General features: G+C 34.9%; 28 protein-coding genes and 1 tRNA gene. 25 read left to right on the top strand and 4 right to left on the bottom strand.

The window, feature by feature from the left end; translation table 11 throughout:
• Positions 1 to 15 precede the first annotated feature (15 nt).
• The 3 genes from QZU81_RS02405 to QZU81_RS02415 all read right to left on the bottom strand — a co-directional run bounded on the left by QZU81_RS02405 (position 16) and on the right by QZU81_RS02415 (position 1,899).
• Positions 16 to 819 carry an alpha/beta fold hydrolase gene (locus QZU81_RS02405; RefSeq protein WP_295589245.1) on the bottom strand — a complete coding sequence of 268 codons (804 nt, stop codon included), beginning with the start codon at positions 817 to 819 and terminating at the stop codon, positions 16 to 18.
• Between the two features lie 168 nt (positions 820 to 987).
• Entirely contained in the window at positions 988 to 1,425 is a 438-nt protein-coding gene (locus QZU81_RS02410; RefSeq protein ID WP_295589246.1) for a hypothetical protein, read from the bottom strand.
• A gap of 75 nt (positions 1,426 to 1,500) precedes the next feature.
• Positions 1,501 to 1,899: a C-GCAxxG-C-C family protein gene (locus QZU81_RS02415; protein ID WP_295589248.1), complete on the bottom strand. Its 399-nt coding sequence runs from the start codon at positions 1,897 to 1,899 to the stop codon at positions 1,501 to 1,503.
• A gap of 88 nt (positions 1,900 to 1,987) precedes the next feature.
• Between QZU81_RS02415 and cfbD the strand changes: the two genes are divergently transcribed.
• The 11 genes from cfbD (at position 1,988) to QZU81_RS02470 (ending at position 12,870) form a co-directional block, all read left to right on the top strand.
• Positions 1,988 to 3,061, top strand: coding sequence for a Ni-sirohydrochlorin a,c-diamide reductive cyclase catalytic subunit (gene cfbD, locus QZU81_RS02420; protein ID WP_295589273.1), 1,074 nt, complete (start codon positions 1,988 to 1,990; stop codon positions 3,059 to 3,061).
• The gene (hisH, locus tag QZU81_RS02425; RefSeq protein ID WP_295589249.1) at positions 3,058 to 3,654 is read left to right on the top strand and encodes an imidazole glycerol phosphate synthase subunit HisH; all 597 of its coding nucleotides are present in this window, start codon (positions 3,058 to 3,060) and stop codon (positions 3,652 to 3,654) included. The genes cfbD and hisH overlap by 4 nt, the downstream gene beginning before the upstream one ends.
• 2 nt (positions 3,655 to 3,656) lie before the next feature.
• Positions 3,657 to 5,021: an AIR synthase-related protein gene (locus QZU81_RS02430; RefSeq protein WP_292828600.1), complete on the top strand. Its 1,365-nt coding sequence runs from the start codon at positions 3,657 to 3,659 to the stop codon at positions 5,019 to 5,021.
• A 51-nt stretch (positions 5,022 to 5,072) separates the two neighbouring features.
• Complete coding sequence (locus QZU81_RS02435; protein WP_292852203.1) at positions 5,073 to 5,510, top strand: hypothetical protein; 438 nt, start codon at positions 5,073 to 5,075, stop codon at positions 5,508 to 5,510.
• A 51-nt stretch (positions 5,511 to 5,561) separates the two neighbouring features.
• Positions 5,562 to 5,635, top strand: a tRNA-Arg gene (locus QZU81_RS02440).
• Between the two features lie 20 nt (positions 5,636 to 5,655).
• The gene (truD, locus tag QZU81_RS02445) at positions 5,656 to 6,912 is read left to right on the top strand and encodes a tRNA pseudouridine(13) synthase TruD (RefSeq protein ID WP_295589250.1); all 1,257 of its coding nucleotides are present in this window, start codon (positions 5,656 to 5,658) and stop codon (positions 6,910 to 6,912) included.
• 41 nt (positions 6,913 to 6,953) lie between these two features.
• Positions 6,954 to 7,859 (top strand): zinc-ribbon domain-containing protein, encoded by a 906-nt coding sequence (locus QZU81_RS02450; RefSeq protein WP_295589252.1) that lies wholly within the window; start codon positions 6,954 to 6,956, stop codon positions 7,857 to 7,859.
• 18 nt (positions 7,860 to 7,877) lie between these two features.
• Positions 7,878 to 8,267: a DUF126 domain-containing protein gene (locus QZU81_RS02455; RefSeq protein ID WP_292828588.1), complete on the top strand. Its 390-nt coding sequence runs from the start codon at positions 7,878 to 7,880 to the stop codon at positions 8,265 to 8,267.
• Positions 8,268 to 8,275: 8 nt separating this feature from the next.
• Positions 8,276 to 9,490: an amidohydrolase family protein gene (locus tag QZU81_RS02460; RefSeq protein ID WP_292852194.1), complete on the top strand. Its 1,215-nt coding sequence runs from the start codon at positions 8,276 to 8,278 to the stop codon at positions 9,488 to 9,490.
• Complete coding sequence (locus QZU81_RS02465) at positions 9,487 to 10,278, top strand: nitroreductase family protein (RefSeq protein ID WP_295589254.1); 792 nt, start codon at positions 9,487 to 9,489, stop codon at positions 10,276 to 10,278. The genes QZU81_RS02460 and QZU81_RS02465 overlap by 4 nt, the downstream gene beginning before the upstream one ends.
• 102 nt (positions 10,279 to 10,380) lie before the next feature.
• Positions 10,381 to 12,870, top strand: a complete 2,490-nt coding sequence (locus QZU81_RS02470; RefSeq protein WP_295589255.1) for a heavy metal translocating P-type ATPase — start codon at positions 10,381 to 10,383, stop codon at positions 12,868 to 12,870.
• A gap of 32 nt (positions 12,871 to 12,902) precedes the next feature.
• Here the strand turns inward: QZU81_RS02470 and purB are convergent, their stop codons facing one another.
• The gene (purB, locus tag QZU81_RS02475) at positions 12,903 to 14,252 is read right to left on the bottom strand and encodes an adenylosuccinate lyase (RefSeq protein ID WP_295589256.1); all 1,350 of its coding nucleotides are present in this window, start codon (positions 14,250 to 14,252) and stop codon (positions 12,903 to 12,905) included.
• A 144-nt stretch (positions 14,253 to 14,396) separates the two neighbouring features.
• Between purB and QZU81_RS02480 the strand changes: the two genes are divergently transcribed.
• The 14 genes from QZU81_RS02480 (at position 14,397) to QZU81_RS02545 (ending at position 24,813) form a co-directional block, all read left to right on the top strand.
• Entirely contained in the window at positions 14,397 to 14,600 is a 204-nt protein-coding gene (locus QZU81_RS02480; RefSeq protein ID WP_292828573.1) for a helix-turn-helix transcriptional regulator, read from the top strand.
• Positions 14,601 to 14,948: 348 nt separating this feature from the next.
• A complete protein-coding gene (locus QZU81_RS02485; protein WP_295589258.1) occupies positions 14,949 to 15,473 on the top strand; it encodes a CPBP family intramembrane glutamic endopeptidase in 525 nt (174 codons plus the stop codon).
• A gap of 22 nt (positions 15,474 to 15,495) precedes the next feature.
• Complete coding sequence (locus tag QZU81_RS02490) at positions 15,496 to 15,897, top strand: hypothetical protein (RefSeq protein WP_295589259.1); 402 nt, start codon at positions 15,496 to 15,498, stop codon at positions 15,895 to 15,897.
• Positions 15,898 to 15,997: 100 nt separating this feature from the next.
• A complete protein-coding gene (gene trpE / locus QZU81_RS02495) occupies positions 15,998 to 17,494 on the top strand; it encodes an anthranilate synthase component I (RefSeq protein ID WP_295589260.1) in 1,497 nt (498 codons plus the stop codon).
• On the top strand, positions 17,491 to 18,075 hold the full coding sequence (locus tag QZU81_RS02500; protein WP_295589261.1) for an aminodeoxychorismate/anthranilate synthase component II: 585 nt from the start codon (positions 17,491 to 17,493) through the stop codon (positions 18,073 to 18,075). Before trpE ends, QZU81_RS02500 begins: the two co-directional genes overlap by 4 nt.
• On the top strand, positions 18,072 to 19,079 hold the full coding sequence (gene trpD, locus QZU81_RS02505) for an anthranilate phosphoribosyltransferase (RefSeq protein WP_295589262.1): 1,008 nt from the start codon (positions 18,072 to 18,074) through the stop codon (positions 19,077 to 19,079). The genes QZU81_RS02500 and trpD overlap by 4 nt, the downstream gene beginning before the upstream one ends.
• Before the next feature lie 5 nt (positions 19,080 to 19,084).
• Positions 19,085 to 19,861 carry an indole-3-glycerol phosphate synthase TrpC gene (trpC, locus tag QZU81_RS02510; protein ID WP_295589264.1) on the top strand — a complete coding sequence of 259 codons (777 nt, stop codon included), beginning with the start codon at positions 19,085 to 19,087 and terminating at the stop codon, positions 19,859 to 19,861.
• A complete protein-coding gene (locus QZU81_RS02515; protein WP_295589265.1) occupies positions 19,854 to 20,453 on the top strand; it encodes a phosphoribosylanthranilate isomerase in 600 nt (199 codons plus the stop codon). The genes trpC and QZU81_RS02515 overlap by 8 nt, the downstream gene beginning before the upstream one ends.
• A complete protein-coding gene (gene trpB, locus QZU81_RS02520) occupies positions 20,450 to 21,634 on the top strand; it encodes a tryptophan synthase subunit beta (protein ID WP_295589266.1) in 1,185 nt (394 codons plus the stop codon). The genes QZU81_RS02515 and trpB overlap by 4 nt, the downstream gene beginning before the upstream one ends.
• Positions 21,627 to 22,397, top strand: coding sequence for a tryptophan synthase subunit alpha (trpA, locus tag QZU81_RS02525; RefSeq protein WP_295589268.1), 771 nt, complete (start codon positions 21,627 to 21,629; stop codon positions 22,395 to 22,397). The genes trpB and trpA overlap by 8 nt, the downstream gene beginning before the upstream one ends.
• Before the next feature lie 65 nt (positions 22,398 to 22,462).
• Positions 22,463 to 23,197: a proliferating cell nuclear antigen (pcna) gene (gene pcn / locus QZU81_RS02530; protein ID WP_292751347.1), complete on the top strand. Its 735-nt coding sequence runs from the start codon at positions 22,463 to 22,465 to the stop codon at positions 23,195 to 23,197.
• 59 nt (positions 23,198 to 23,256) lie between these two features.
• The gene (locus QZU81_RS02535; protein WP_295589270.1) at positions 23,257 to 24,126 is read left to right on the top strand and encodes a hypothetical protein; all 870 of its coding nucleotides are present in this window, start codon (positions 23,257 to 23,259) and stop codon (positions 24,124 to 24,126) included.
• Between the two features lie 219 nt (positions 24,127 to 24,345).
• Positions 24,346 to 24,624: a 50S ribosomal protein L44e gene (locus QZU81_RS02540; protein ID WP_292828542.1), complete on the top strand. Its 279-nt coding sequence runs from the start codon at positions 24,346 to 24,348 to the stop codon at positions 24,622 to 24,624.
• A 9-nt stretch (positions 24,625 to 24,633) separates the two neighbouring features.
• Positions 24,634 to 24,813: a 30S ribosomal protein S27e gene (locus tag QZU81_RS02545; protein ID WP_067044971.1), complete on the top strand. Its 180-nt coding sequence runs from the start codon at positions 24,634 to 24,636 to the stop codon at positions 24,811 to 24,813.
• Positions 24,814 to 24,816: the final 3 nt, after the last annotated feature.

Here is a 24,816-nt window from a genome sequence, read left to right on the forward strand (position 1 = left end):
TCTATAAAAAATATTTCATTGATTTAAGAAGTTATTAACAATATTCTTGAATTCATCAGGCTGTTCTACAATAACAAGATGTCCGGCATCCTTAATTAATTCGAATTCAGCATCTTTTATTCCATCAGCCACTTCACGGCCCAATTCAGGAGGGTTGATGCCGTCATATTCAGCACCAATGACCAAGGTTCTACAGGTTACTTTGTCATAATCATTTGAATTGTCAAAATTGGCCAGTGAAGCGTCTTCTGCAGCCTTTTCTTCTTCACTCAATTCCTGACTTTCATCACCTTTAAGCAATTCTTCAACATTCAATTCCCCATTTATAGCTTTTTCATATGATTGTGGCGCAAGGCTGGCTTTCAATATCACTCCCATCATTTCTTCCTGTGTCACTTGGGTTATGTCCATATCCGCTTCTTTTAAAAGTCTTGCAACAGATGAAGTTTTGCCGTGAGGCTTGGTACAAAGCAAAATAAGATTGTCAATGTTGTCACATTTGACTTCAGCTGTTCTAAGAGCGATATATGAGCCCATTGAATAGCCTAAAATATTAACATTTTCCAAGTTTAATTCTTTGATAATTTCGTGGATGTCATATGCATGATCGTCTATTGTATATTTTTTAGGGCGTGTTGATTCGCCATGTCCTCTTGTGTCAATAGTTATTACACGATAATCATCTTTAAACATGTCTCTTATAGGATACATGGTTGTCTTATTTCCTGTCAATCCATGGATTAACAATAACGAATTTTCGCCGTGTTCTGTATCGTCTATGCAAATTTCAATATCGTTTATGTTTAAGAATTTTTTCATAGTAAAAGCCCCATCGTTTTATATGTAAATATTTTGCATTAATTGCATATTAATTTTTGAATATGCTTTTGAAAAACAGTATTTTTTATAAAAAATTATTCTTTAGAAAAAATTCAGTTTAAACTTAAAAAAAAGAAAAAATAAAAAATAAGAGAAAGATTATTTCCCTTAACTTAAAACTTCTTCAACAAGATTCTTTTCACTAGCTGTAATAATAACTAAGTCATTGTCTTGAATATATGAAAATAGTGTAAAAAAGCCCATATCTTCAAGATAACCAGTAGTATTATTGATAGTTGTTTTTTCACCGATGTCTTTTATATAATCTTCAGTTAGGTTCTGGTCATATGTAGCAACATTTATTATAACAACGTTTTCATCGTCTTCAAGTGTTTTTGAATTAGTTACAAAAGTATAATTCTCATCTGCATCTGTTTTATTAACAACCTCCTCAGTAACATTTTCTGTCATTCCTTCAGGAATAGTGAAGTTAATTCCAGATACTGTTATGGTATTGTTTAATGAGTCAGCTGAATCTGCAGCATATGCGCAGCCAATCATTACAATTGCAAAAATTCCTAGCAAAACCAATATCTTTTTGTTCATAATTCACCTCTCTTTTTGTTATAAAATTTTTTGAAAAGCCTATTAAAAAATTTAATAAATGTAATTAAGTTTTTTCTATTCGTCCAATAAATCAGCAACTTTTTTTGCAATGAAGACGCAACAGTCAACACATGGTGATTTGTCTTCTCCATTGTTTGTTATTGTGCCGCAGCATACGCTTCCGTATTCATCTTTAAAAGTGTTGAAAATCTCTTTTGCATTTGCTTTGATTTTACTTACATCATCTAAAATGATACCATTCGCCATCAATGCACCAGTTACTGCTCCGCAGGTTCCTTCATCAAATGTTCCGCCGATTCCCCCTGCAAATCCGCAGCCTAATCTAGTCATTTCTTCGCCGGTAATGTCTGCACCTGCAGTTTCACAAAGCCCCATTAGAGTTGATTCGGAACAGCTTTTTGTTTTCCTGTACTCTCTGATTTTTTCCTCTAAAATTTGCTCATCAAGTTTCATTATACAATCTCCCAATTTAGTTAATTAATTATATTAATTAAGAATATAAAATATTTATTTGTTAAAAATTATTTAGGTGATAAAAATTATACATCCGAGACCAAGTCCGATTGCCGCTACTCTTTACACATTAAGAGACATGAACGTTGATGTTATTGTTATGCATGGACCTACCGGTTGCTGTTTTAGAACAGCTAGGCTTTTAGAAGGCGATGGTGTACGTGTTGTAACCACCGGAATGTCTGAGAATGATTTTATATTGGGTGCAGGTGAAAAATTAGTTGAAACTTTAACTGAAGCTTATGAGCAATTCAAACCAAAACTAATGGGTATTGCAGGCACTTGTGCAAGTATGATTATCGGTGAAGATTTAAAGGAAGCAATTGCAACTGCGGATTTGCCGTGCACAGTAATCCCTGTCGAATCTCATGGCGGATCAGGTGAAGGGGACAATACCGTTGGTGCGATAATGGTTTTAGATGCGGCAGTTGAATGTGGTGTCATTCCAAGAGAAGAGGCTGGCAGGCAGATTGAAATGCTTGAAAAGGCAACTGAAGTTGAAAAAACCCGTGGAATGGCGCAGGGAAAATATATTAAACCTAATTTCGGAGATTCAAAAGAATCTGTTGCAAAAACTGTAGTCAATGCATTAAAGGAGAATAAAAAAGTTGCTTTTGTTTTGAATGTTAAAAAGGAAACATCCTACTTATTTGCGGACATTATTAATTTTGACTATAAGCAAATTAATCCGGATAATAAGCCGATTTTTGTAGCTAATTTGGATGAAAACATTGGACTTCCTAGAATCAGGCAACATGCAGTAAATATTAAAGACCAATTGGGCATTGAACCTGATTTCATTACAGGTGGATTGGATGAATATCCTATTACTGCCAATAAAGCGGCAGAATACTTAAAAGATAAGGATTTGGATTTAATTGTAGTATTCGGTGTTCCTCATGCATTTCCAATTGAAGAGTTTGATGTGGAATCAGTGGCTGTAACTGATGGGCCTCGTCTTGTAGAGCCTCTTAGGGAATTGGGTTATACACATGTTGTTGCAGAGCTTGATGCACATTCAAAAACATTAGGAACCGATGAAATCGTATTTTCAGACTTTGGTGGTATGATTAGATCAGCTATTGGATGGTTAGATGAATGATAACGATTATAGATTATAAAAGCGGAAACTTGAAAAGCATTTCAAACGGATTTAAAAAAATTGGTGCTGATTATCAAATAACTGATGATAAGGAAGTCATTGCAGACAGTGATTTCTTAGTTTTGCCGGGTGTTGGAGCATTTGGCAGTGCAATGGAAAATTTGGAATCGTTTAAGGATATTATTTATGAGCATGTTAATGATAATAAGCCCTTCTTGGGAATTTGTCTTGGCCAACAGGTTTTAATGGATTCTAGCGATGAATCACCGGGTGCTGAGGGACTGGGCTTGTTTAAAGGACATGTCGAATTATTGCCTGAAGGCGTTAAAATTCCACATATGGGTTGGAATAAACTTGAAGTGGTTAATGATTCCCCTATTCTAGAAGGCATTGACGGGGAATACTTTTATTTTGTTCATTCTTATCATGTTGTCCCTGATAATGAAAATATTGTTGCAGGAAAATGTGATTACGGTGGTGATGTTGTCGCATCATTATCTCAAAACAATTTATTTGCAACACAATTTCATCCAGAAAAAAGCGGTAAGGCAGGATTAAAAATCTTAAAAAATTTCACTAAATTGGAGATATAACTATGGATATTGAGGGATTTGTAAGAGCTAGAATTGATGAAATGGATTATAATGATTTAGCAGATATTTTAGCTGTAAGAATTAGAGAATATAAAAAGATTTCAGAAGAAAACTCTCTTGAAATGGCTAAAGCAGTAATTGATGAAGTATCAACTACTTTAAAATTACAAGAAAGTGATGATGAATTTTTAAAAGAAATAGCAAGTGTCAATAAAGCTGATGTATTGATGGGCGAAATGGGTGTAGGTTCCCGTGGAGCAGGGGACTTTTTTGTTCATAGAAAAATAGCAGAAATCGTTTCCTCCACTAATACAGCGTCTTTAGTCAATCCATCCGAACAGGATGATGGGGGTGTTGTAAAGGCACCGGTTAAAAATGATGAAGTATATATTACAACCGCTGTTGACGGTATACATTCCAGATTAAGTGAATATCCATTTTTAGGCGGTTTTCACGTAACTCGTGCAACACTTAGAGATGTCTGTGTGATGGGAGCCGACCCTGTTGCAATTCTAAGCGATGTTCACCTTGCAGATGACGGTGATGTTGCTAAAATATTCGATTTCACAGCAGGTGTTGCAGCAGTTTCCGAACTCGTGGATGTTCCAATTGTCGCAGGAAGTACCTTGCGTGTCGGTGGAGATATGGTTTTAGGTGACAGGTTCGTTTCCGCTGTTGGAAGCGTAGGGGTATCACCACATCCTCCAACTGCAAGGAAAGGCGCAACCGAAGGCGACATTATCCTTTTAACAGAAGGTTCAGGTGGAGGAACAATCACAACAACAGCTCTTTACAATGGTTTCTTTGATGTTGTTTGGGATACAATGAACGTAAACTTTGTTCAGGCATCACATGCATTATTTGAAGCAGATCTTGTCAAAGACATTCATGCAATGACAGATGTAACAAACGGAGGTCTTAGGGGAGATGCTCATGAAATATCCAACACTACCGGTGTTGGATTGGAATTCTATGAAAAAGAAATCAGAAAGATGGTAGCTCCAAATGTCTTGAACATGCTTGAAACATTGAATATTGATCCGTTAGGTGTTTCAACAGACTCCTTGATGTTGATTGCACCTCCAGAAATTGTCGGAGACATTAAAAAGGCAGTTGGAAAATATGATGTTGCAATTTCTGAAATTGGTGAAGTTAACAATTCAGGAGAACCAATCTTAATTAAAGAGGATTCAACTGAAGAAAAATTAGTTCCTTTATTTAGAGAAGCTGCATATACCAAAATTAAAAAACTGGTTGGTGAAACAACTCCTGAAGACTTTGAAGAAATGAAAGAAAAGGTTCAAAAAGCTTCAGATGCGGCAATTCGCAAAAAAGATAAAGTGATAAAACACATTCGTGCAAATTAACATTTGCACACTTTACTATTTTTTTAATACTTTAAAATCCTATTTTCATTCATGTTAGATGAAAAAGGATATTTTTACATAATCGATGCAATTCTTGCAGTAATGTTGCTTTTAATGGTATTTTTAATTGTAAATGCAACAATTTCCATTCCAAGTCCTGATTACTCACATGATTCAAAAGACATTAGAATTGCTCAGGATACAATGGAAATACTGAGCGGAAAGGTGAATTTTGAAGATCAATCTTTTCTAGGCGAAATTTCAGAAATTTTAAAGGGCAATGAAAATTCAAAGGAATCCGTTCGTGAAGTTTCAAAGATTTGCAAGGACAAATTAAAATCATTCAACCTTAAAAATTATAGGTTCAGTGAAAATAATGTTTTGAAAGGTAAAGTTTTAGCATCATCCGGAGATTATTCCGAAGCTGGTGATGTTTCTGTTGCAACAAGGAATTATGGCGATTATTCGTATAGTCTTTCAACATGGTAATAATTAAATACTATAAAAAATATAATTTATGTTGTTATCTTATTTTGTTTAGCCCTGGTGGTGTAGTTTGGATAACACATGGGACTGCGGATCCCATTCCCCGGGTTCAAATCCCGGCCAGGGCATTATATTTTCCGTGATTATTATGTTAAATGCTAATACTTATGTTACAGCTCAAGAAGGTATTGGTGGAACCATTAGAAACCAATATGAAGACTTTTATGTTGAAGAAATTCCCGAAGTAATTCCAGAAGGCGAAGGCCCTAACGTTTATGTCTGGATTGAAAAATTAGGAAGAACCACATTGGATGTTGTCTTGGACATTGCCCGTGATTTACATATTTCCAGAAAAAGAATGGGCTTTGCAGGGATGAAAGATAAAAAGGCTATTACTCGCCAATGGATTTGCATAGCCAATATGGATTCCGAAGAACAGTTAAGGCAAGTCGAAAACTTGGATATTTATAAAACTGATTTTTTAAAGGTTGGTCGTGGAAGAAAAAAACTTAGAATGGGTCAATTAAAAGGAAACAAGTTCAGAATTCTTATTAAGGATTTAGATGATATTGAAAAAAGTGCAGATGTTGCAAATGACGTCTTAAAGGAACTTGAAGTTACAGGTGTTCCTAATTATTTCGGTTGGCAGAGATTCGGTAAACCTAGAACAATCACTCATCTGGTGGGTGAGGCGCTAGTCGAAAATGACCTAGAAAAAGCAGTCAATACTTACATTGGCAATCCTCAAAGTGATGAAGGGGAGGAAAATCAAAGGGCAAGGCAGGCATATGATGATGGAAACCTCGAAGAATCCCTTGAATTGATGGGCAAAAGCATGCGTTATGAGAAAATGATGGTAAAGGAATTAATAAGGGATTCAAAAAGAGGCGAATTAACTGATAAATCCTACATGAATGCATTGCATGCACTTCCAAAGCCACTTCAAAGAATGTTTGTCCATGCTTATCAATCTTATTTGTTTAACGAAGCCGTAAGTAAAAGAGTAGACATGGGAATCAACAAATATGTTGAAGGTGACATTGTCATTGACTCAGAAGAGCATATTGTTCGTGATAAATCCCCTGAAGAAATTCAGGAATTGATAGATAACTTCGAAGCCAGTCCAACATGTCCTCTGTTTGGTACTAAAGTTCCATTTGCCGGTGGCGAAGTTGGAGAAATGGAGGAGAATATTTTAAAAAGCTATGGGATTACAAAGGCGGATTTTGAAGTTCCGAAAATGCCTCGCTTAGGAAGCCACGGTCTTAGAAGGTCTATGAGATTCCAAGTGTGGGATGCATCCGCAACTCCTACTGATGATGGAGTGATGTGTGAATTTTCAATAAATAAGGGATCTTATGCTACTGCTGTTTTAAGAGAAGTGATGAAAAAGGATGTTGTTTAACTTTTTATATTGTGAATTATAAATGTGAATATGGTGTTAATATGGTGTTTTGTCCTGAATGTGGAAAAGAAGTAAAAGATGCAAAATTCTGTTCAAATTGTGGTTCACTTCTTCCAAAGGTTGATGAACCTGTTGAAGCTCCTGCTGTGGAAGAACCTATTGAAGAAGTAGTTCCGGAAGTTGAGGCTGTGGAAGAACCTGTTGAAGAAGTTGCTCCTGAAGTTGAGGCTGAAGAGGCTGTTGATGTTCCTTCTGAGGAGGAATCTGTTGAAGAAGTAGTTCCGGAAGTTGAAGCTGATGGTCCTGTTGATGTTCCTGTTGAAGAGGGATCTGTTGAAGATGTGGCTCAGGATGAAGCCGAAGAGGAAGTTACTGAAGTTACTGCCGAAGAAGAACAAAAAGAAGTTATTAGTGAAGATTCAGTTGATGAACCTGCAGAAGAGGAGGTCATTGATACTCCTGCGGAAGAGGAAGCTGCAGAAGACACAGTTGATGTTAATGTTTCCAAAAATACCAAATTCTGTTCTAATTGTGGAACAGAAGTTGCTATCGAAACAGTTTTTTGTCCTCAATGCGGATTTAGATTAATTGGTGAAGAAAAGCCACAGACTAAATTCTGCCAAAATTGCGGTAAAAAAATTGACATTAACGCTGAAATTTGTCCTCATTGTGGCGTTAGAGTAGCTCATGTTGCTGCTTATCAAGAGAAAAATGCGCTCTTGGCTGCTATCTTAAGCTTTTTATTCCCTGGTTTAGGCCACATATACCTTGGATTGAATAAAAAAGGAATTTCATTTATTATTGCTTATATTGTTTCAGCAATTCTTATTCTGTTGTTTGTTGGTATCGTTTTATGTATAATAGTCTGGCTTTGGGCTTTAATAGACTCCATTAAATCAGCAGAGGCTCTTAACAGAGGGGAATTCGTTGAAGATAAATTATTCTAATTTCACTATGGTGATTTGATGATTGAATGTAGAAATATTGCAAAAGGAAAAGGAAAAGGAGAGTTAATTGTTTCATCTGAACCGATTAGCTTCTTAGGGGGAGTTAATCCGGATACTGGTGTAATAATTGATCCTAATCATGAATTAAAAGGAGAATGCATTAAAGATAAAGTTTTATTTATTCCAGGCGGTAAAGGTTCAACTGTCGGGTCTTATGTTATTTTTCAGATGATGAAGAATAATACTGCTCCTAAAGCTATAATCTGTCTTAATGCAGAACCAATTATAGCGACTGGCGCTATAATGTCAGATATTCCGATGGTTGATTCACCTGCTGAAACTAAAGATTTGGTCACTGGAACTTTAGTGGAAGTTGACGGTGATAACGGAACAATTGAAATATTGTAGGTGTTAATATGCAAACTCTAATTGAAAATGTAAACGTTATCAACCCGGGAGAAGATTTAAAAACTCATCAGAATGTATTGATTGAAGGCAATTTGATCAAGGAAATTTCATCAGATAAAATAGGCACTAAATCTGATGTTAATGTAGTTGATGGGGAAGATAACTATTTGCTTCCGGGGTTCATTGATTGTCACACACATATTTTTGCTAAGGGTTTCCACAAGGAGGAGAATATGGCAAATCCATTGGGAATTCATTTTTACAATGCGGTTCCTCACTCTTTACAAACAATCAATGCGGGCATTACAACAATTAGGGATTGCGGTTCAGCGGATTTAAGCTTTAAATTGGCTCAACAAAGAGGGCTTTTCATAGCTCCAAAAGTACACTTGTCAATCACTCCGCTGGTAATGACTGGTGGGCATTTTGATTTGCTTCTGCCTTCTGGATGGGATATGGAAATAATGTATCCTGGTTTTCCGAAAGGAAGATGCGACGGCATAGAAGAAGTTTTGAAAAAGACCCGTGAAGTTAAAAGAGCCGGCGCTGATTTTATTAAAGTCATGTGCAGCGGTGGGGTTTTAACTACAAATACATCACCTGAATTTGCACAATTTAACAAAAAAGAACTTAAGACCATAGTATGCGAAGCCAATGCAAATGACATGAAAGTTTCAGCTCATTGCCATAGTTTGAATGGAATGAACAATTGCATAGATGCCGGATTTAGCTCAATTGAACATGGAACATTCATTGATAAAAAAACAGCATGCAAAATGGTTAAAAAGAATGTTAGTTTGGTTCCGACACTTTTGGTTCATCAATTTTTGTACAAAAGTGGGTTTCCGGCATGGGACAATTATGCTGATGAAAAAACAGCCAAATTAAAGGAAATAGTTAAAGTTCACAAGGAAAACATTTCAGTCGCTTATGAGGAGGGTGTTAATATCTTAATGGGAACGGACAGTGGTGTCATTCCTCATGGACACAATTTGGAGGAATTGGTCCATCTAACAGATATTGGAATGAGTGAAGATGAGGCAATAGCTAGTGGAACTGTAAAAGCAGCCGAATTTATTGGACACAATAACTTGGGATTGGTAAAAGAAAACTACATTGCCGATTTGATTTTGGTCAACTCTAATCCTTTAGAGGATATTTCTATTTTAAGCGATAATGGTAATGTTTTGAAAGTTATGCAAGATGGAAAGATTGTGAAATGAAATTAATCATTGATGAAGAATTGTGCACTGCTTGTAAACAATGCATGCAGGTTTGCATTCGTGATAATATTGTTGTTGAAGATTTTGCTATCGAAACAGGCAGCAACTGTTTTGAATGTGGTCATTGTATGGCAATATGTAAATCCGGCGCAATTACTCTAAAATCATATGAAGGTAAAGAGGACAGGATTGTTGACTATAATCCTCGTGAACTTCCCTTGGAGTATGATGATTTGCTTCAATTTTTAAAACAAAGAAGATCAATGCGTTGGTTTAAAAACAAAAAGATTGATAAGGAGACTTTCGAAAAATTATTTGAAGGAGCTTATTATTCTCCGTCCGCACAAAACGAACAGGATGTCGAATTTGTTGTTTTGGATGAAAAGCTTGATGAGTTCATGGAACTTGTCTATGATATCATTAAAGTTCAGGAAGATGAATTTTTTAGAATTAAGGAATTTGGAGAATATTTAAGAGATAATTCTACAAAAGATTTCCATCCATTGCTATGGGAAGGAAAACAACTTATTTTAACCTTTTCAACCGATAAGACAAGTGCAGTCATAGCAAATACTCGTTTAGAACTCCTTGCTTATTCATTGGGTCTTGGAGGATTTTATTCTCTGTTCATATTGAAGGCTGACGAAATAGATCATGACAGATTGATGGAATTTTTCCAGGATATTGATAAAGACAAGCATATGTATTCTACTTTTATCATTGGCTATCCTAAAAAGAGATTTAGGAGAACTATTCCTCATAAGGACATTAAAGTTAATTATTATTAACTTCTTTTTTTCATTTTTTACAAATTAATTTAGTGTAACCTAAACTTTTATAATATCCAAAAGCAATATTTAGTTTTATATTATAGAAATGGTTGTGATAGTATGGTAAAACATAAACATATGGATTTGCCAATTGAAGGAATGCACTGTGCTTCATGTGTTTTAAGTGTTAATAAAACATTTGGAAAGATTGAAGGCGTAGAAGATGTTGATGCGGACCTTGCAGCAAATAAATTGCATATTACGGTTGATACTAAAAAGATTTCATATGAAGAAATGGAAAGGTTAGTTAAAAACCTGGGTTTTGATCTTCACACTGATGAAATGACTATAAGAATTCAAGGAATGCACTGTGCTTCATGCACAATGAATGTTGAGAATTTCCTGATTAGATTGGACGGTATTTTTGATGTTAAGGCAGATTTGACTTCACAATCTGCACGAATAAGATATGATTCGTCCAAAGTCACATTGGATGAAATCGATGAGGTGATTACCTCTTTAGGTTTTGAACTCTTAGGTGTTGAAGGACAGACTGAAATCGATGAGGAGGCTATTTACCAACAGGATTTAAAAGATAAACTCAATAGGATTATTGTTGGTTTAATTTTCTCAGCCATTTTAATGATTTTAATGTTTAGCGGATGGGACCCATTAATGGGATTAACTCATTCAATACATCAGGCAACAGGGCTTCATATTTCATCTATGGGGCTATTGTCATTAATTGTAAGTATTGCGCCATTTTTATATGTTTCTTTACCTATTTTAAAAGCCGGAATCAATGGATTAATGCATAAAAACTTGAATATGGATGTAATGTATTCAATGGGAATATTGGTTGCATATATCTCAAGTATTTTTGGAACATTTGGAATTGTCTTAGACCATACTTTCATGTTTTATGATTCTGCTGTAATGCTTCCGTCCTTTTTAATGATTGGAAGATATCTTGAAGCTAGAGCCAAGAAGAGAACTTCAGACTCAATTCGTGAATTAATTGGTCTTCAACCGACTGTTGCAACAGCAATTGAACTTGATGGCAATGGTGAAGTCATTTCTCAAAAAGAAGTTTCAATTGCCGATATTGTTGTAGATGATTTGCTTTTAGTAAAGCCTGGAGACAAAATACCTGTCGATGGTGATGTTATTGGAGGGGAATCTTATGTTGATGAGTCCATGATTAACGGTGAACCAATTCCAAAAGTCAAAAAGGACGGAGAAGAAGTATTTGCCGGAACCATCAATCAAGACGGCGTTTTATATATTAAAGCCAAAAAAATCGGAAAAGAAACTGTATTGTCCAATATTATTCGTTTGGTTGAAAAGGCACAATCCTCAAGACCTCCGGTTCAGAAATTCGCAAATACTATTGTTTCCTATTTTATTCCAGTAATTCTGACAATAGCTATTGTAGTATTCTTGATTTGGTACTTTGTTTTGGGCGCTTCTTTATTGTTTTCACTCACATGTCTGATTTCAATTTTGGTGGTCGCATGTCCATGTGCTTTAGGCCTTGCAACCCCTACTGCAGTTACTGTTGGTGTAGGAAGAGCGGCCGAATACGGTATTTTGATTAAAAACGGTGACACTTTGGAAAATGCGGGCCAAATTGATGTTGCAGCATTTGACAAGACCGGAACAATAACTGAAGGAAAGCCTGAAGTGGATGACATTATTCCATATGATGTTTCCGGTGATGAATTAATCAAGCTTGCAGCCAGCGTTGAGCAAAATTCAAATCATCCTATAGCCAAAGCTATTGTAAATAAGGCTAAAGAGTTAAACATTGATTTGGATTCTACTTCAAACTTTGAAAATGTCACTGGTAAAGGTTTAAAAGCCCAATTGAATGGCAGCGAAGTTTTAGCAGGTAATTTGGCTTTAATGGAATCTGAAGATGTAAATGTTTCAGAAGATTTGGTGGACAAATATCATGAACTTGAAAAATTGTCTAAAACTATCATATTTTTAGCTGAAGACAAGGCTGTTAAAGGAATTTTAAGTTTATCTGACAAAATCAAGCCAACATCCAAAAGAACAATTGAAGAACTGCATAAAATGGGTGTTGAAACTTATATGCTGACTGGGGACAATGAATCTACCGCATTGAATGTTGCCCGTGAAGTTGGAATTGATAATGTAAAAGCAGGTGTTCTTCCAGAAAACAAATTGGACATTGTGAAGGAAGCTCAAGCGGGACATACTAAAAAGGTGCTATTTGTTGGAGATGGTATTAACGATGCTCCAGCACTTACTCAGGCAGACATAGGTGTGGCAATGGGAAACGGTACTGATATTGCTATGGAAAGTGGTGACATTGTCGTTATGGAAGGGGACTTGGAAAATGTTGTAGCTGCCGTGCAGTTTTCTAAAAAAGTAATGCGCAGAATCAAGGAAAACATTTTCTGGGCATTTGCATATAACTCCATATTAATCCCAGTTGCAGCAGGTGTATTATATCCTACTTTTGGCATAACCTTCAAACCGGCACTTGCAGGTTTGGCCATGGCAATGAGTTCGGTAACGGTCATAACTCTTTCATTAATGCTTAAGAGATATGTTCCTGAAATAAAAAGAAGTAAAAATTAATTGATTTAAATCAATTAATTATTTTTTTAATTTTAAAACCAGCTTTCTGATTTTTCAAGCAATTCGTCAATAATTGTTGGTATGGATCCGATATATGTGTGAGGGTCCATGAGTTTATCGACGTCTTCTTTGGTTAAGTATTTTTTGACTTCCTCATCTTCTAAAATCAGTTCACCAAGCAATAATTTTTCTTTATTGGCTTTAATAGCATTTTTTCTCACAATTCCGTACGCGGTCTGTTTTCCCATTCCTGCACGGGTAAGTTCTGCCATCAATCTTTCAGCCATGATTAAACCATTGGTCAAGTTTAAGTTTCTTTCGATGTTTTCATCATAAAATACTAAGTTATTCATCAATTTAATTGTTAAGTTTAAGATGTAGTCGGTTAGAATACAGCTTTCCGGAAACATTATCCTTTCACAGGATGAATTGGTCAAGTCTCTTTCATGCCAAAGAGGGTTGTTGTCCAATGCAGCATTTACAAATGATTTAACAATTCTTGCAACACCACAAATCCTTTCAGCTGTAATAGGATTCATTTTATGAGGCATTGTACTGCTTCCCACTTGTTTTTCAGGATCGAAGTACTCTCCCACTTCCATGATTTCAGTTCTTTGCAAGCTTCTGATTTCTAGTGCAATCTTATCTAATGTACTTGCAATATTGGCTAAAACACTAATAAATTCCACATGGTTGTCTCTTTGAACTACTTGATTTGTAATTGTGGCGGCAGGCAATCCTAAAATTTCTGCAACGGTTTTGTGGATTTCCCATCCCTGTTCGCCTAATGCTGCGGTAGTACCTACGGCCCCATCCATCATTCCAATACAAACATTAGATTCTGCATGTTCTAATCTTTCATATTGTCTGTGGAGTTCATCTGCCCATAGTCCGAATTTCATTCCATAGGTTGTTGGAAGGGCATGTTGTCCATGTGTACGTCCGATACATACTTTCATTTTGTTTTCACTAGCTAAATTAAGCATTATTTTTGTCAATCTTTCTAATTTTTCCTTTAGTACAGTTATTGAATCTTTAATTAGTAATGAATTTGAACTGTCTACAATATCATTAGATGTTGCTCCGAAGTGCACATACTCGCCCGCACCATTTTCACAAACTTCAGTAATGGATTTTGATAAAGCTGCAATATCGTGGTTGGTTTCTGCTTCAATTTCTTTCATTCTTTCTAATTTAACATATTTTGTATTAGCTTTTGCTGCAATTTCGTCAGCAACTTCCTGCGGGATTATACCAAGTTTTCCTTCAGCTTGAGCTAATGCAGACTCAACATCTAACATTCTTTGTAATTTATTTTCCTCTTCCCAGATATTTTTCATTTCTGGAGTCCCATATCTAAATTCAATAGGGTGTATAGCCATTTCATATCAACTCACATAATTATTTGACAATATTATAATATTTTGATTTTTCATTATTAATATTTTAAGATTTTTTGGAAACATTTATATAGGGTAGATTTAAAGAGTATAATTGGCTATTATTGACTGATAATAGGTGATTAATTGGAAACTAAAATAAGACAGTTTCGCCAAGAAAAAGGCATTACTCAACAACAGCTTGCCGATTTGGTTGGTGTTACTCGTCAAACAATAAATGCTTTAGAAAACGCTCGCTATAACCCTTCCTTATTATTGGCCTATCATATAACTAATATATTAGGTAAAGATGCTATTGAAGATGTTTTCATCTTTAGTGATGATGATTGAATGCTGTTAATTTGTGCTGCTGTTAATTTGTCAAATTTGCAATTGATTATTTAGTCAATGTTATCTAATTTTTTTTAATGAATTTTTTTCTTGATAGATATGTCGTTATTTAATGAAAAAATTAAAAATATTCCTTTAAATGAGGTATTGGTTTTAATTATTATTTTATTTATAATTCAGTTTATTTTTAATTCATTAAACATTGTTCATATTAATTCTATTTGGATTTATCTTTTTATAATATTTTATTTTTTTTATAAATTAAGAGATAATTTCACATGTTTTAAAGAAGATTTTGCCGATATTTTCCGTATTGGCATTTTAAAACATATTTTATTGATTGTTTTATTGAATATTTTTCTTTCTTATGGATTATTATACTTATCTAATTATCTTTTGGCAGTATGTCCTGAAATAAATAATTTATTTAATCTTCAAATTTTTTCAGGTAATGCAAATAATTCCTTGATTCTGATTGGCGGTTTCATTGCCACTGTTTTTGTTTCGCCGGTTTGTGAAGAATTGATTTTCAGGGGAGTTTTGATTAACAAGTTAAAAGTTATTGTTCCTACAACTTTTGCAATATTGATTTCTTCATTGCTATTCGCTTCTTTGCATCCTTATGGAAGCATAATGTCTGCATTTGTTTTTGCAATTTGCATGGCTATTTTCTATATTAAAACTGAGAATATCTTGGTTCCGATATTCGCTCATTTCCTGAATAATCTGTTCGCTGAAGTAATTGTGATTTTGGATAAAGGCAATATCTTATTTACGAATGATTTTATAATGATCGTAATTTCTATTTTGGCAATTATTTCTGGAATTGTTCTAACCGTAGCCCTTATTGGTGAATTGAATAAGATTAAATAATAATAAGTTTAGATAAGTAAACATGGATTTAAGAAAAATAGGCATTCTTTTAATTTTTGTTGGAATATTTGTCACTGTGATGTTTGTAAATAATGAAAGGTTTTTTGTTCCAGCATTAACCATAACCGTTTTAGGATTTTTCGTAGCTGTTGTAGGTTTTGTCATTGAAATCAGAAAGCAGAAAATCAAAAATGACCAGTTGGATAAGGATATTGGTTCAATTCTTCAACCTTTGATTACAAAATACTCCAATCTGAATAAGCAATATCGCAGGGATTTTGAAGGGGAAGAGTATGCCCAAAAAAGACTTCAGTTAAACAGTGATTTGGAAAAGGAAATCGCAGAAAAACTCCCTTATTTGGAGAGTAGGGAAATTAAAAAAATCGTAATTCAATTCAGTCAACAACAGGACAAAATGAATTAAATTTTTTTGGATTAATTTTATAATGTACATTTTGTTACAACAAGGTTTTAAATAGTACATTATACTAACTATTATATGTGAAGAAATATTGAGTGATATAATGTTTTCCCCAAATTTAGATGAGATAAAAGAAATTGCGAAAAATAAGGAATATAAGAGGATTCCAATATCTTATGAATTATTTTCAGATATTGCAACTCCTATTGAGGTTTTAAAAATTTTAAAGGGCATAAGTGACCATACATACATGCTGGAAAGTGTTGAGGATGCGCAAAAATGGGGAAGATACACTTTTTTAGGATATGATCCTTTATTGGAATTCACCTGCCAAAATGGGGTTGTCACCATTAAAGGCGATAAGGATTTCAATGAATTAAATGATGATACAATCACCATGAATACAGATAATCCTGGTGATGTAATCAAAGATTTGGTTAAAAGGAATAAATCTCCAAAACTAAATCATTTACCACCTTTCAATGGAGGCTTCGTGGGATATTTTGCATATGACTATATAAAATATTCCGAACCTTCATTGAATTTGGATGCGGAAAACCAAGATCAGTTTAAAGACATTGATTTAATGCTATTTGACAAAGTTATTGCTTTTGACAATTTCAAGCAGAAGATTGTTATCATTGTCAATATGAAAACCGATGATTTGGAAAAAAACTATAAAATGGCATGCAGCGAACTACTTGAAATTGCAGATTTGATTAAAAACGGTAAAAAGATAGAAACTAAACCGTTAAATCTAAAATCTGACTTTAAACCTGCATTTTCACGAGAAAAATACTGCGAAATGGTAGATAAGGCAAAGCATTATATTCGTGAAGGAGATATTTTCCAAGTTGTCTTATCCAATAGAATTGAAGCTGAAATTACAGGCAGCTTATTTGACACATATAGGGTTTTAAGAACAACAAATCCTTCCCCATACATGTTTTATTTCTCAAGCAATGATATAGAAATAGCCGGTGCATCCCCCGAAACGTTAGTTAAATTGAATGATAATAAACTTTATACATTCCCCTTAGCCGGAACAAGACCTCGTGGAAAAACTGAACAGGAGGACTTGCAGCTTGAAAAGGAACTGTTGGCCGATGAAAAAGAACTGGCGGAACATAATATGCTGGTTGACTTGGGGCGCAATGACATTGGAAGAATTGCAGAAATAGGTTCCGTTAAGGTTGATAAATACCTGTCCATTGAACGATTCTCACATGTAATGCATATTGGTTCCACCGTTACAGGAAATTTAAGAAAAGATTTGGATTCCCTTTCTGCCATTGATTCTATTTTGCCGGCAGGAACATTGTCCGGAGCTCCAAAAATAAGGGCATGTGAAATTATAAATGAACTTGAAAATAATAAAAGGGGGATTTACGGAGGAGCCATCGGATATGTCGATTTAAGCGGAAATATTGATACATGCATTTCAATCAGAATTGCATTTTCTAGAAATAACAAAGTGTTCATCCGTTCCGGAGCGGGCATTGTTGCCGATAGTGTGCCTGAAAAAGAGTTTGAAGAGTGTTTAAATAAGGCGGCTGCAGTTATAAATGCATTGAAAATTGCCGATGGAGGGATAGAATGATTCTTTTAATAGACAATTACGATAGTTTTTCATATAATTTGTTTCAATTGGTTGGCCAAATCAATCCCGATATAAAGGTTTCAAGAAACGATAAACTCACTGTTGAAGAAATAAATGATTTAAATCCCGAATGCATCATTTTATCTCCGGGTCCCGGAAAGCCAGAAAATGCCGGAATCTGCATTGATATTGTAAAAGAATTTCATGATAAGATACCAATTTTAGGGGTTTGTTTAGGCCATCAAGCGATATGCGCAGCATTCGGAGGAAAAATTTCTCATGCAAAAAGACTTATGCATGGCAAATCCTCAAAAATATCTTTGGATTATGATTACATTTTTAAAGAATTGCCGAGTGAAATAAGCGTTGGAAGGTATCATTCATTGAGTTTGGTTGAAGATACTCTTCCTGATTGTCTGGAAATTATTTCAAAGGCTAAGGATGATGGTGAAGTAATGGCTGTGAAACATAAGGATTTCAATGTTTATGGACTTCAATTTCACCCAGAATCAATATTGACTCCTGATGGATTAACAATTTTAAAGAATTTTACACAAAAAGTTGAAAGAGGGATTATATGATTAAAGAAGCAATTTTAAAAGTATATAAACATGAAGATTTAACCTATGATGAAGCTTACCAAACAATGGATGAAATCATGAGTGGTGAAGCCAGTGAAGTTCAGATGAGTGCTTACTTGACAGCAATGTCCATGAAAGGCGAAACCATAGATGAGATTACTGCGTCCGCTGAAGCTATGAGGGCTCATTGCGTAAGGCTATTGAATGATAAGGAAGTTTTAGAGATTGTAGGAACTGGTGGTGACGGGTCAAATACATTTAACATATCAACAACTTCTTCCATTGTCATTTCTGCAGCCGGTGTTCCTGTTGCAAAGCATGGAAACAGGTCTGCCTCTAGCAAATGCGGTGCGGCAGATGTATTGGAAGCATTAGGTGTTAATATTCATATTGAACCTGAAAAAAGCCTTAAATGCTTGGATGAAATTAATTTATGTTTCTTATTTGCTCAAAATTATCATTTATCAATGAAATATGTGGCTAATGTTCGTAAGGAACTTTCAATTAGGACAATTTTCAATATATTGGGGCCATTAACTAATCCTGCCGGTGCTACAATGCAGGTTTTAGGTGTTTATGAAAAGGAACTTGTTGAGCCGTTAATGGATGTATTGAAAAATTTAGGAGTTGCATCTGCCGTGTCAGTTTATGGATTGGATGGGATGGATGAAATTTCAGCAAGTGACAAAACTTTTGTATGTGAATTGAAAGATGGTAAAACAATGTCCTATGAAATTTCACCGGAATACTTTGGCATGGAACTTGTTTCAAAAGAGGATCTTGTTGGTGGTGATGCTCAAGAAAATGCAGAAATCACCTTATCAATACTTAATGGTGAAAAAGGGCCAAAAAGAAATGCGGTCTTACTAAATTCTGCTGCAGGTTTATATGTTGCCGGCAAAGCCGAATCCTTAAGGGAAGGTGTTGAAATGGCAGCAGAAATAATTGATTCCGGGAAAGCATTAGAACAACTTGAAAGATTTATTGAATTTACAAATAGCTGATTATTATGTTGGATGAGATTGTTGAAAAAACAAAGGAAAGAGTCGAACAGGCAAAGAAAATAATTCCTTTAGAAGAACTTAAAAGGCAAGTTTCTCAATTGGAAATATCCGAGGATTTTCCATTTAAGAAGGCTTTAAGTGGAGATGATATTGCAATAATTGCAGAAGTTAAGAAAGCCTCTCCTTCAAAAGGATTAATTGCTGAAGATTTTGATTATTTAAAGATTGCAAAAGAATATGAAGAGGCCGGCGCTAGTGCGATTTCAGTTTTAACCGAACCGTATTTCTTCATGGGTGGTGATGATTACTTAAGAGAAATTGCCGAAGCCGTTGATATTCCAGTTTTGAGAAAAGATTTTGTAATTGATGAGTATATGATTTGGGAAGCAAAGCTGCTTGGCGCTTCAGCTGTTTTGTTGATAGTTTCAATATTGGACATCGTTCAATTAAAAAGATATTTGGACTTGGCTCATGATTTGGGCCTGTCAGCTATTGTCGAGACTCATGATGGTGATGAAATAATGCGCGCCATGACTGTGGGTGCTGAAATCATAGGTGTTAACAATAGGAATTTAAATGATTTCACTGTGGATATTGAAAATAGTATCAACTTACGTAGATGTGTCGGTGAAGATGTGATATTTATTTCTGAAAGTGGCATTAAAACAAAAGAAGATGTTGCCAGATTAAAAGAAAATAATGTTGATGCTGTTTTAATAGGGGAAACTTTAATGAAAAGCGATGATAAGAAAGCTATGATTTTGGAGTTGAAAAATGGTTAAAGTTAAAATCTGCGGACTTAAAAGATTGGAAGATATAGAAATAGTAAACAAATATAAACCAGATTATATAGGTTTTGTATTCGCAGATAGTAAAAGAAAAGTTTCTCATGATTTAGCTTGCAAATTGAAAAATGATTTGAGCTCAGATATTATTTCTGTTGGAGTTTTTGTTGATGCTCCTCAGGAGGAAATATTAAAAATCTATGGTGATGGAATTATTGAGGCAGCTCAACTTCACGGCATTGAAGATGAAGATTATATTAACCAATTAAAAGAAAAGACTAATGGTGAATTAAAAGTCATCAAAGCTATTGAAATGTCAGAGGATACTGATTTGAACGATTATGAAAATTCTCAAGCTGATTATTTGCTTTTGGATAGTGGTAAAGGTAGTGGAAAAACCTTTGACTGGCGTTTGATTAGAAAAAATTTAAAGAAAGAATTTTTCTTGGCTGGCGGATTGGATATATCAAATGTTGAAGAAGCCATTGAAGAATTTAATCCTTATGCTATAGATTTAAGTTCTAGCCTTGAAACTGATGGATTTAAAGATGAAAATAAAATTAGGGAATTGATGGAGGTTATAAATTGAGTAGAGGAAGATATGGTGAATATGGTGGTCAATACATATCTGAAACATTAATGAATGAGTTGCTCTATCTGGAAGAGCAATATTGTCATTATATGAATGACCCGGAATTTGTAGAGGAGCTTAATACGTTATTAAGGGAATATGCTGGAAGGCCCTCTTTATTATATTATGCTGAAAGGATGACAGAAGATCTTGGAGGGGCCAAGATTTATTTGAAGCGTGAAGATTTGAACCACACAGGCGCTCACAAGATTAACAATGTTTTGGGCCAGGTTTTGCTGGCTAAAAAAATGGGCAAAACAAGGGTGATTGCTGAAACCGGTGCCGGTCAACACGGAGTGGCTACTGCTACTGCAGCAGCTCTTTTGGATATGGAATGTGAAGTGTTCATGGGTGAAGTGGATACAAAAAGACAAGCCTTAAATGTCTACAGAATGGAACTGTTGGGAGCTAAAGTACATTCAGTCAAATCAGGTACAAAAACATTAAAGGACGCTGTAAATGATGCATTCAGGGATTGGATTGCCCGTGTTCATGATACAAATTATGTGATTGGTTCTACTATGGGGCCTCATCCATTTCCAATGATTGTCCGTGATTTTCAAGCAGTTATCAGTGAAGAAGCTCGTCAACAATTTTTAGATAAGGAAGGCAAGCTTCCTAATGCTGTCATTGCATGTGTCGGTGGAGGAAGTAATGCAATGGGTGCCTTTTACAACTTTATTGATGATGAAGAGGTTAAATTAATCGGTTGTGAAGCTGGTGGAAAAGGCATAGATACACCATATAATGCGGCAGCTTTAACTAATGGGCAAATTGGAATATTCCACGGGATGAAATCAATTTTCAGCCAGGGAGAATATGGTCAGATTGCACCGGTGTATTCTGTTTCAGCGGGTCTTGACTATCCTGGTGTAGGGCCTGAACATGCACATTTAAGAGATATCGGCAGAGCAGAATACGTTCCGGTAACCGATGAGGAAGCGGTGGAAGCATTCGAATACCTGTCAAAAATGGAAGGAATTATCCCCGCTATCGAAAGTGCTCACGCTGTTGCATATGCAATGAAATTGGCTCCAAAAATGAATAAGGATGAAATCATAATGATATGCCTTTCTGGAAGAGGTGATAAGGATGTCAGATCAATTGCGGAATATAGGGGAGTTGATTTAAATGAGTAAGATTGCTAATGCATTTAAAGATGGAACTGCGTTCATTGGATTTTTAACTGCAGGAGACCCTACAATCGACAAGACTGTTGAATATATTTTGGCTATGGAAGAGGCAGGTTGCGACTTGATTGAAATTGGAATTCCATTTTCAGATCCGATGGCTGAAGGTGTTGTAATTCAGGATGCAAATGTAAGGGCTTTAAAACACAATACCACAACTGATGATGTATTTGATATTGTGGCAAGAGTTCGTGAAAAGACTGACATTCCATTAGTGTTTTTAACATATATCAACCCGGTTTTCTTTTATGGCTATGAAAAGTTTTTCAAGAGATGTGCGGAACTGGGAATAGACGGAATCATATCTCCTGATTTGCCTTATGAGGAAAAGGGTGAAATTGCCGATATTGCTCTTTCAAATGATGTTGATGTGATTTCTTTAATCGCTCCGACTTCCAGTGAAAGAATTAAAATGATAGCTAGTGAAGCCACAGGATTCATATATGTTGTATCTTCACTTGGAGTCACTGGAATGCGTTCCGAAATCAAAACAGATTTAAAATCAATACTGTCAGACATTCGGGAAGTGACTGATTTGCCATTGGCTGTTGGTTTTGGTATCAATACTCCTGAACAAGCTGCAGAAATCTCTAAAATTGCTGATGGGATCATTGTTGGCAGTGCTATTGTAAAAATCATTGAAGAACATGGTGAAGACGCCAATGCTGCTTTAAAAGAATATGTCTCAAGCATGAAAAATGCATGCAAATGATAAAAAGATAAACTTATAATATATAAAAAACAAATATAATTACATTATTAATAAGAGGATTATTTATGTTTAAAGCAGAATTAAGTGATTCTAGTATACTAAAAACCAGTTTTGACGCTATTTCATCAATTGTGGATGAAGTACAGATTCAAACTGATAGTGAAGGCATGAGATTAGATGCCTTAGACCGTAGTCACATAACTTTCGTTCATTTAGAACTTAAATCTAGTTTATTTGATGAATATATTTGTGATGTTCCTGAAAAAATTAATATTGATACTGATGAATTTATGAGAGTTCTTAAAAGAGCTAAATCACAGGATAGAGTTTTAATGTCTGTAGATGAGGGTAATTTCATCATTACCTTTGAAGGCGATGCTACAAGAACTTTCAAAATAAGATTAATTGATATGGAATATGATAACCCAGTTCCACCTCAAATTGATCATCCAACTAACTTCAAAGTACGTTTCTCAATCTTAAAAGATTGTATTAACGATATTGATATTTTCTCAGACAAAATCGCTTTACAAGTTGATGAAGATTACTTTATCGCATCCGCTGACGGTGAATTCGGTGATGCAAGCATCAAATATCTTCACGGTGAAAATATTCAAGAACATGCAAAATCTTTATTCTCATTGGATAAGATTAGAGAAATGCTTAAAGCAGATAAATTTTCAGAGGAAGCTGAAATTAGTTTAGGTACTGACATGCCATTGAGTTTAACTCTTAATATGGTAACCGGTGACGGTAAACTCAGTTTCTTGCTTGCTCCTAGATTAGAAACAGATGAATAGTTTTTCATTTGTTTTATCCTTTTTTTATTTTTAAAAGACAATTTTAGAGATGGTAATCAGTGGATCAATTTTATCAGGAATTGCGAAAAATTCAAAAAAAAGAACGTAATAACGCAACTTTAGCTCGTGTAGAAGAAGATTTTTACACCCGCATTCATGTATATTTAGATGAGCTAAGGCAAGAAGCAATTAGAGATCCATTTTCAAATGTTCATGGCATGCTTAAGGAAGCTCAGATTATCGCTACAGAAATCTGTGAAAGACGTGAACATAAGATAACTGATGCCGCCGTTGTAAATATCCATAGGTCTTATCATTTATTCACAGGCAAGCCTCAGTTTGATTTGGTTGATACCACTCCTTTGAATTTGACTCCTGAAGAGGAAAAATTCTATTTCTCATTGATAGACAATTTGAAAAATCATAGGCATAACATATCCTTGGAAAAGCTGTCAGATGATGACGAAAAAGAGAAGAAGGTTATCAAGCCTAAAGAAACTCAAAAAAATACTTTAATTCCAACTCCTGCTGAGGAAAAACAGGAGGATGAGGTTTTAAACAGGTTGGATGAAATCAGCAAAGCCAAGCCGATTAAGCCGGAACCGAGACAACCTATTGAAAAACAAATTAACAAACCTAAAGTCGAAGCCGCTCCTATTGAAGCAAAACAAAAAGAAGAGCCTCCTAAAGTCATAGAGGATAATCCGAATGCATTTGATGAGCAGGATGAATTTTATGATTTCGAGTCTAAAAAAGTGGCTAGGGATACTGAACTCGTCACAATGTTGGTGTTTGATGAAATCGGCCCTATTGTCGGTGTCGATGAGAAAGTTTACGGTCCGTTCAGACCACAGGATCTTGTGACTTTGCCGTTAATAAATGCGAAAGTATTTTTCAAAAATAGAAAAGGTCGTCAAGTAAAAATTTAACTCATTTTCCATTACATTTAAATAACTTGATTTATAGATATACTAATCGTATCTATTTGTGATAATAAAAAATTATATTTTATATAATTTGGATTTTTGCTGTGTGTAGACTTGATGCGTTACAAGGCAGTTTGAATCTCTACGTTTTTTATGATATAAATCGAGTTTAGATAAATTCATAGATAGATTTACAATGACTTATTAATTACGGTGAAAAATATGAAAATACCAAAAGAAAAAAGAACATACTGTCCTCACTGTAAAAGACACACAATTCACGAAGTACACACTGCTAAAAAAAGAAAAGCTAGTGAATTAACCTGGGGACAAAGACAATTCAGACGTGTAACTGCTGGTTATAGAGGTTACCCAAGGCCTTTACCTGCTGGAAACAAACCAGTTAAGAAATTAGATTTAAGACTCAAATGTAAAGAATGTGGAAAATCTCACATTAAACAATCTTTCAGAACAGGTAAACCTGAATTTGTATCTAAATAGGTGATTAACATGGTTAGTAAAGGTAGAGGAAACTTTTTAAAAGTTAAATGTTTAGATTGTGACAATGAACAAGTAATATTCGACCGTGCAGCATCTGATGTAAAATGTATTATTTGTGGTAAAACCCTTGTCAAATCTCGTGGTGCTAAAGCTAAAATCACAGCACACATTGAAAAAGTTTTAAACTAGATT

This window comes from uncultured Methanobrevibacter sp. (genome assembly GCF_902770715.1).
Classification (GTDB): domain Archaea; phylum Methanobacteriota; class Methanobacteria; order Methanobacteriales; family Methanobacteriaceae; genus Methanocatella.

What these genes read in the sequence shown, in the direction of transcription:
- hisH (WP_295589249.1), top strand. Translation starts at nt 3,058, where the DNA reads ATGATAACGATTATAGATTATAAAAGCGGAAACTTGAAAAGCATTTCA.
- trpC (WP_295589264.1), top strand. Translation starts at nt 19,085, where the DNA reads ATGTTGGATGAGATTGTTGAAAAAACAAAGGAAAGAGTCGAACAGGCA.
- trpA (WP_295589268.1), top strand. Translation starts at nt 21,627, where the DNA reads ATGAGTAAGATTGCTAATGCATTTAAAGATGGAACTGCGTTCATTGGA.
- QZU81_RS02455 (WP_292828588.1), top strand. Translation starts at nt 7,878, where the DNA reads ATGATTGAATGTAGAAATATTGCAAAAGGAAAAGGAAAAGGAGAGTTA.
- QZU81_RS02540 (WP_292828542.1), top strand. Translation starts at nt 24,346, where the DNA reads ATGAAAATACCAAAAGAAAAAAGAACATACTGTCCTCACTGTAAAAGA.
- QZU81_RS02545 (WP_067044971.1), top strand. Translation starts at nt 24,634, where the DNA reads ATGGTTAGTAAAGGTAGAGGAAACTTTTTAAAAGTTAAATGTTTAGAT.
- QZU81_RS02405 (WP_295589245.1), bottom strand. Translation starts at nt 819, where the DNA reads ATGAAAAAATTCTTAAACATAAACGATATTGAAATTTGCATAGACGAT.
- QZU81_RS02500 (WP_295589261.1), top strand. Translation starts at nt 17,491, where the DNA reads ATGATTCTTTTAATAGACAATTACGATAGTTTTTCATATAATTTGTTT.
- QZU81_RS02435 (WP_292852203.1), top strand. Translation starts at nt 5,073, where the DNA reads ATGTTAGATGAAAAAGGATATTTTTACATAATCGATGCAATTCTTGCA.
- QZU81_RS02515 (WP_295589265.1), top strand. Translation starts at nt 19,854, where the DNA reads ATGGTTAAAGTTAAAATCTGCGGACTTAAAAGATTGGAAGATATAGAA.
- QZU81_RS02490 (WP_295589259.1), top strand. Translation starts at nt 15,496, where the DNA reads ATGGATTTAAGAAAAATAGGCATTCTTTTAATTTTTGTTGGAATATTT.
- QZU81_RS02415 (WP_295589248.1), bottom strand. Translation starts at nt 1,899, where the DNA reads ATGAAACTTGATGAGCAAATTTTAGAGGAAAAAATCAGAGAGTACAGG.
- trpE (WP_295589260.1), top strand. Translation starts at nt 15,998, where the DNA reads ATGTTTTCCCCAAATTTAGATGAGATAAAAGAAATTGCGAAAAATAAG.
- pcn (WP_292751347.1), top strand. Translation starts at nt 22,463, where the DNA reads ATGTTTAAAGCAGAATTAAGTGATTCTAGTATACTAAAAACCAGTTTT.
- QZU81_RS02430 (WP_292828600.1), top strand. Translation starts at nt 3,657, where the DNA reads ATGGATATTGAGGGATTTGTAAGAGCTAGAATTGATGAAATGGATTAT.
- truD (WP_295589250.1), top strand. Translation starts at nt 5,656, where the DNA reads ATGTTAAATGCTAATACTTATGTTACAGCTCAAGAAGGTATTGGTGGA.
- purB (WP_295589256.1), bottom strand. Translation starts at nt 14,252, where the DNA reads ATGGCTATACACCCTATTGAATTTAGATATGGGACTCCAGAAATGAAA.
- QZU81_RS02465 (WP_295589254.1), top strand. Translation starts at nt 9,487, where the DNA reads ATGAAATTAATCATTGATGAAGAATTGTGCACTGCTTGTAAACAATGC.
- QZU81_RS02470 (WP_295589255.1), top strand. Translation starts at nt 10,381, where the DNA reads ATGGTAAAACATAAACATATGGATTTGCCAATTGAAGGAATGCACTGT.
- QZU81_RS02410 (WP_295589246.1), bottom strand. Translation starts at nt 1,425, where the DNA reads ATGAACAAAAAGATATTGGTTTTGCTAGGAATTTTTGCAATTGTAATG.
- QZU81_RS02450 (WP_295589252.1), top strand. Translation starts at nt 6,954, where the DNA reads ATGGTGTTTTGTCCTGAATGTGGAAAAGAAGTAAAAGATGCAAAATTC.
- trpD (WP_295589262.1), top strand. Translation starts at nt 18,072, where the DNA reads ATGATTAAAGAAGCAATTTTAAAAGTATATAAACATGAAGATTTAACC.
- QZU81_RS02460 (WP_292852194.1), top strand. Translation starts at nt 8,276, where the DNA reads ATGCAAACTCTAATTGAAAATGTAAACGTTATCAACCCGGGAGAAGAT.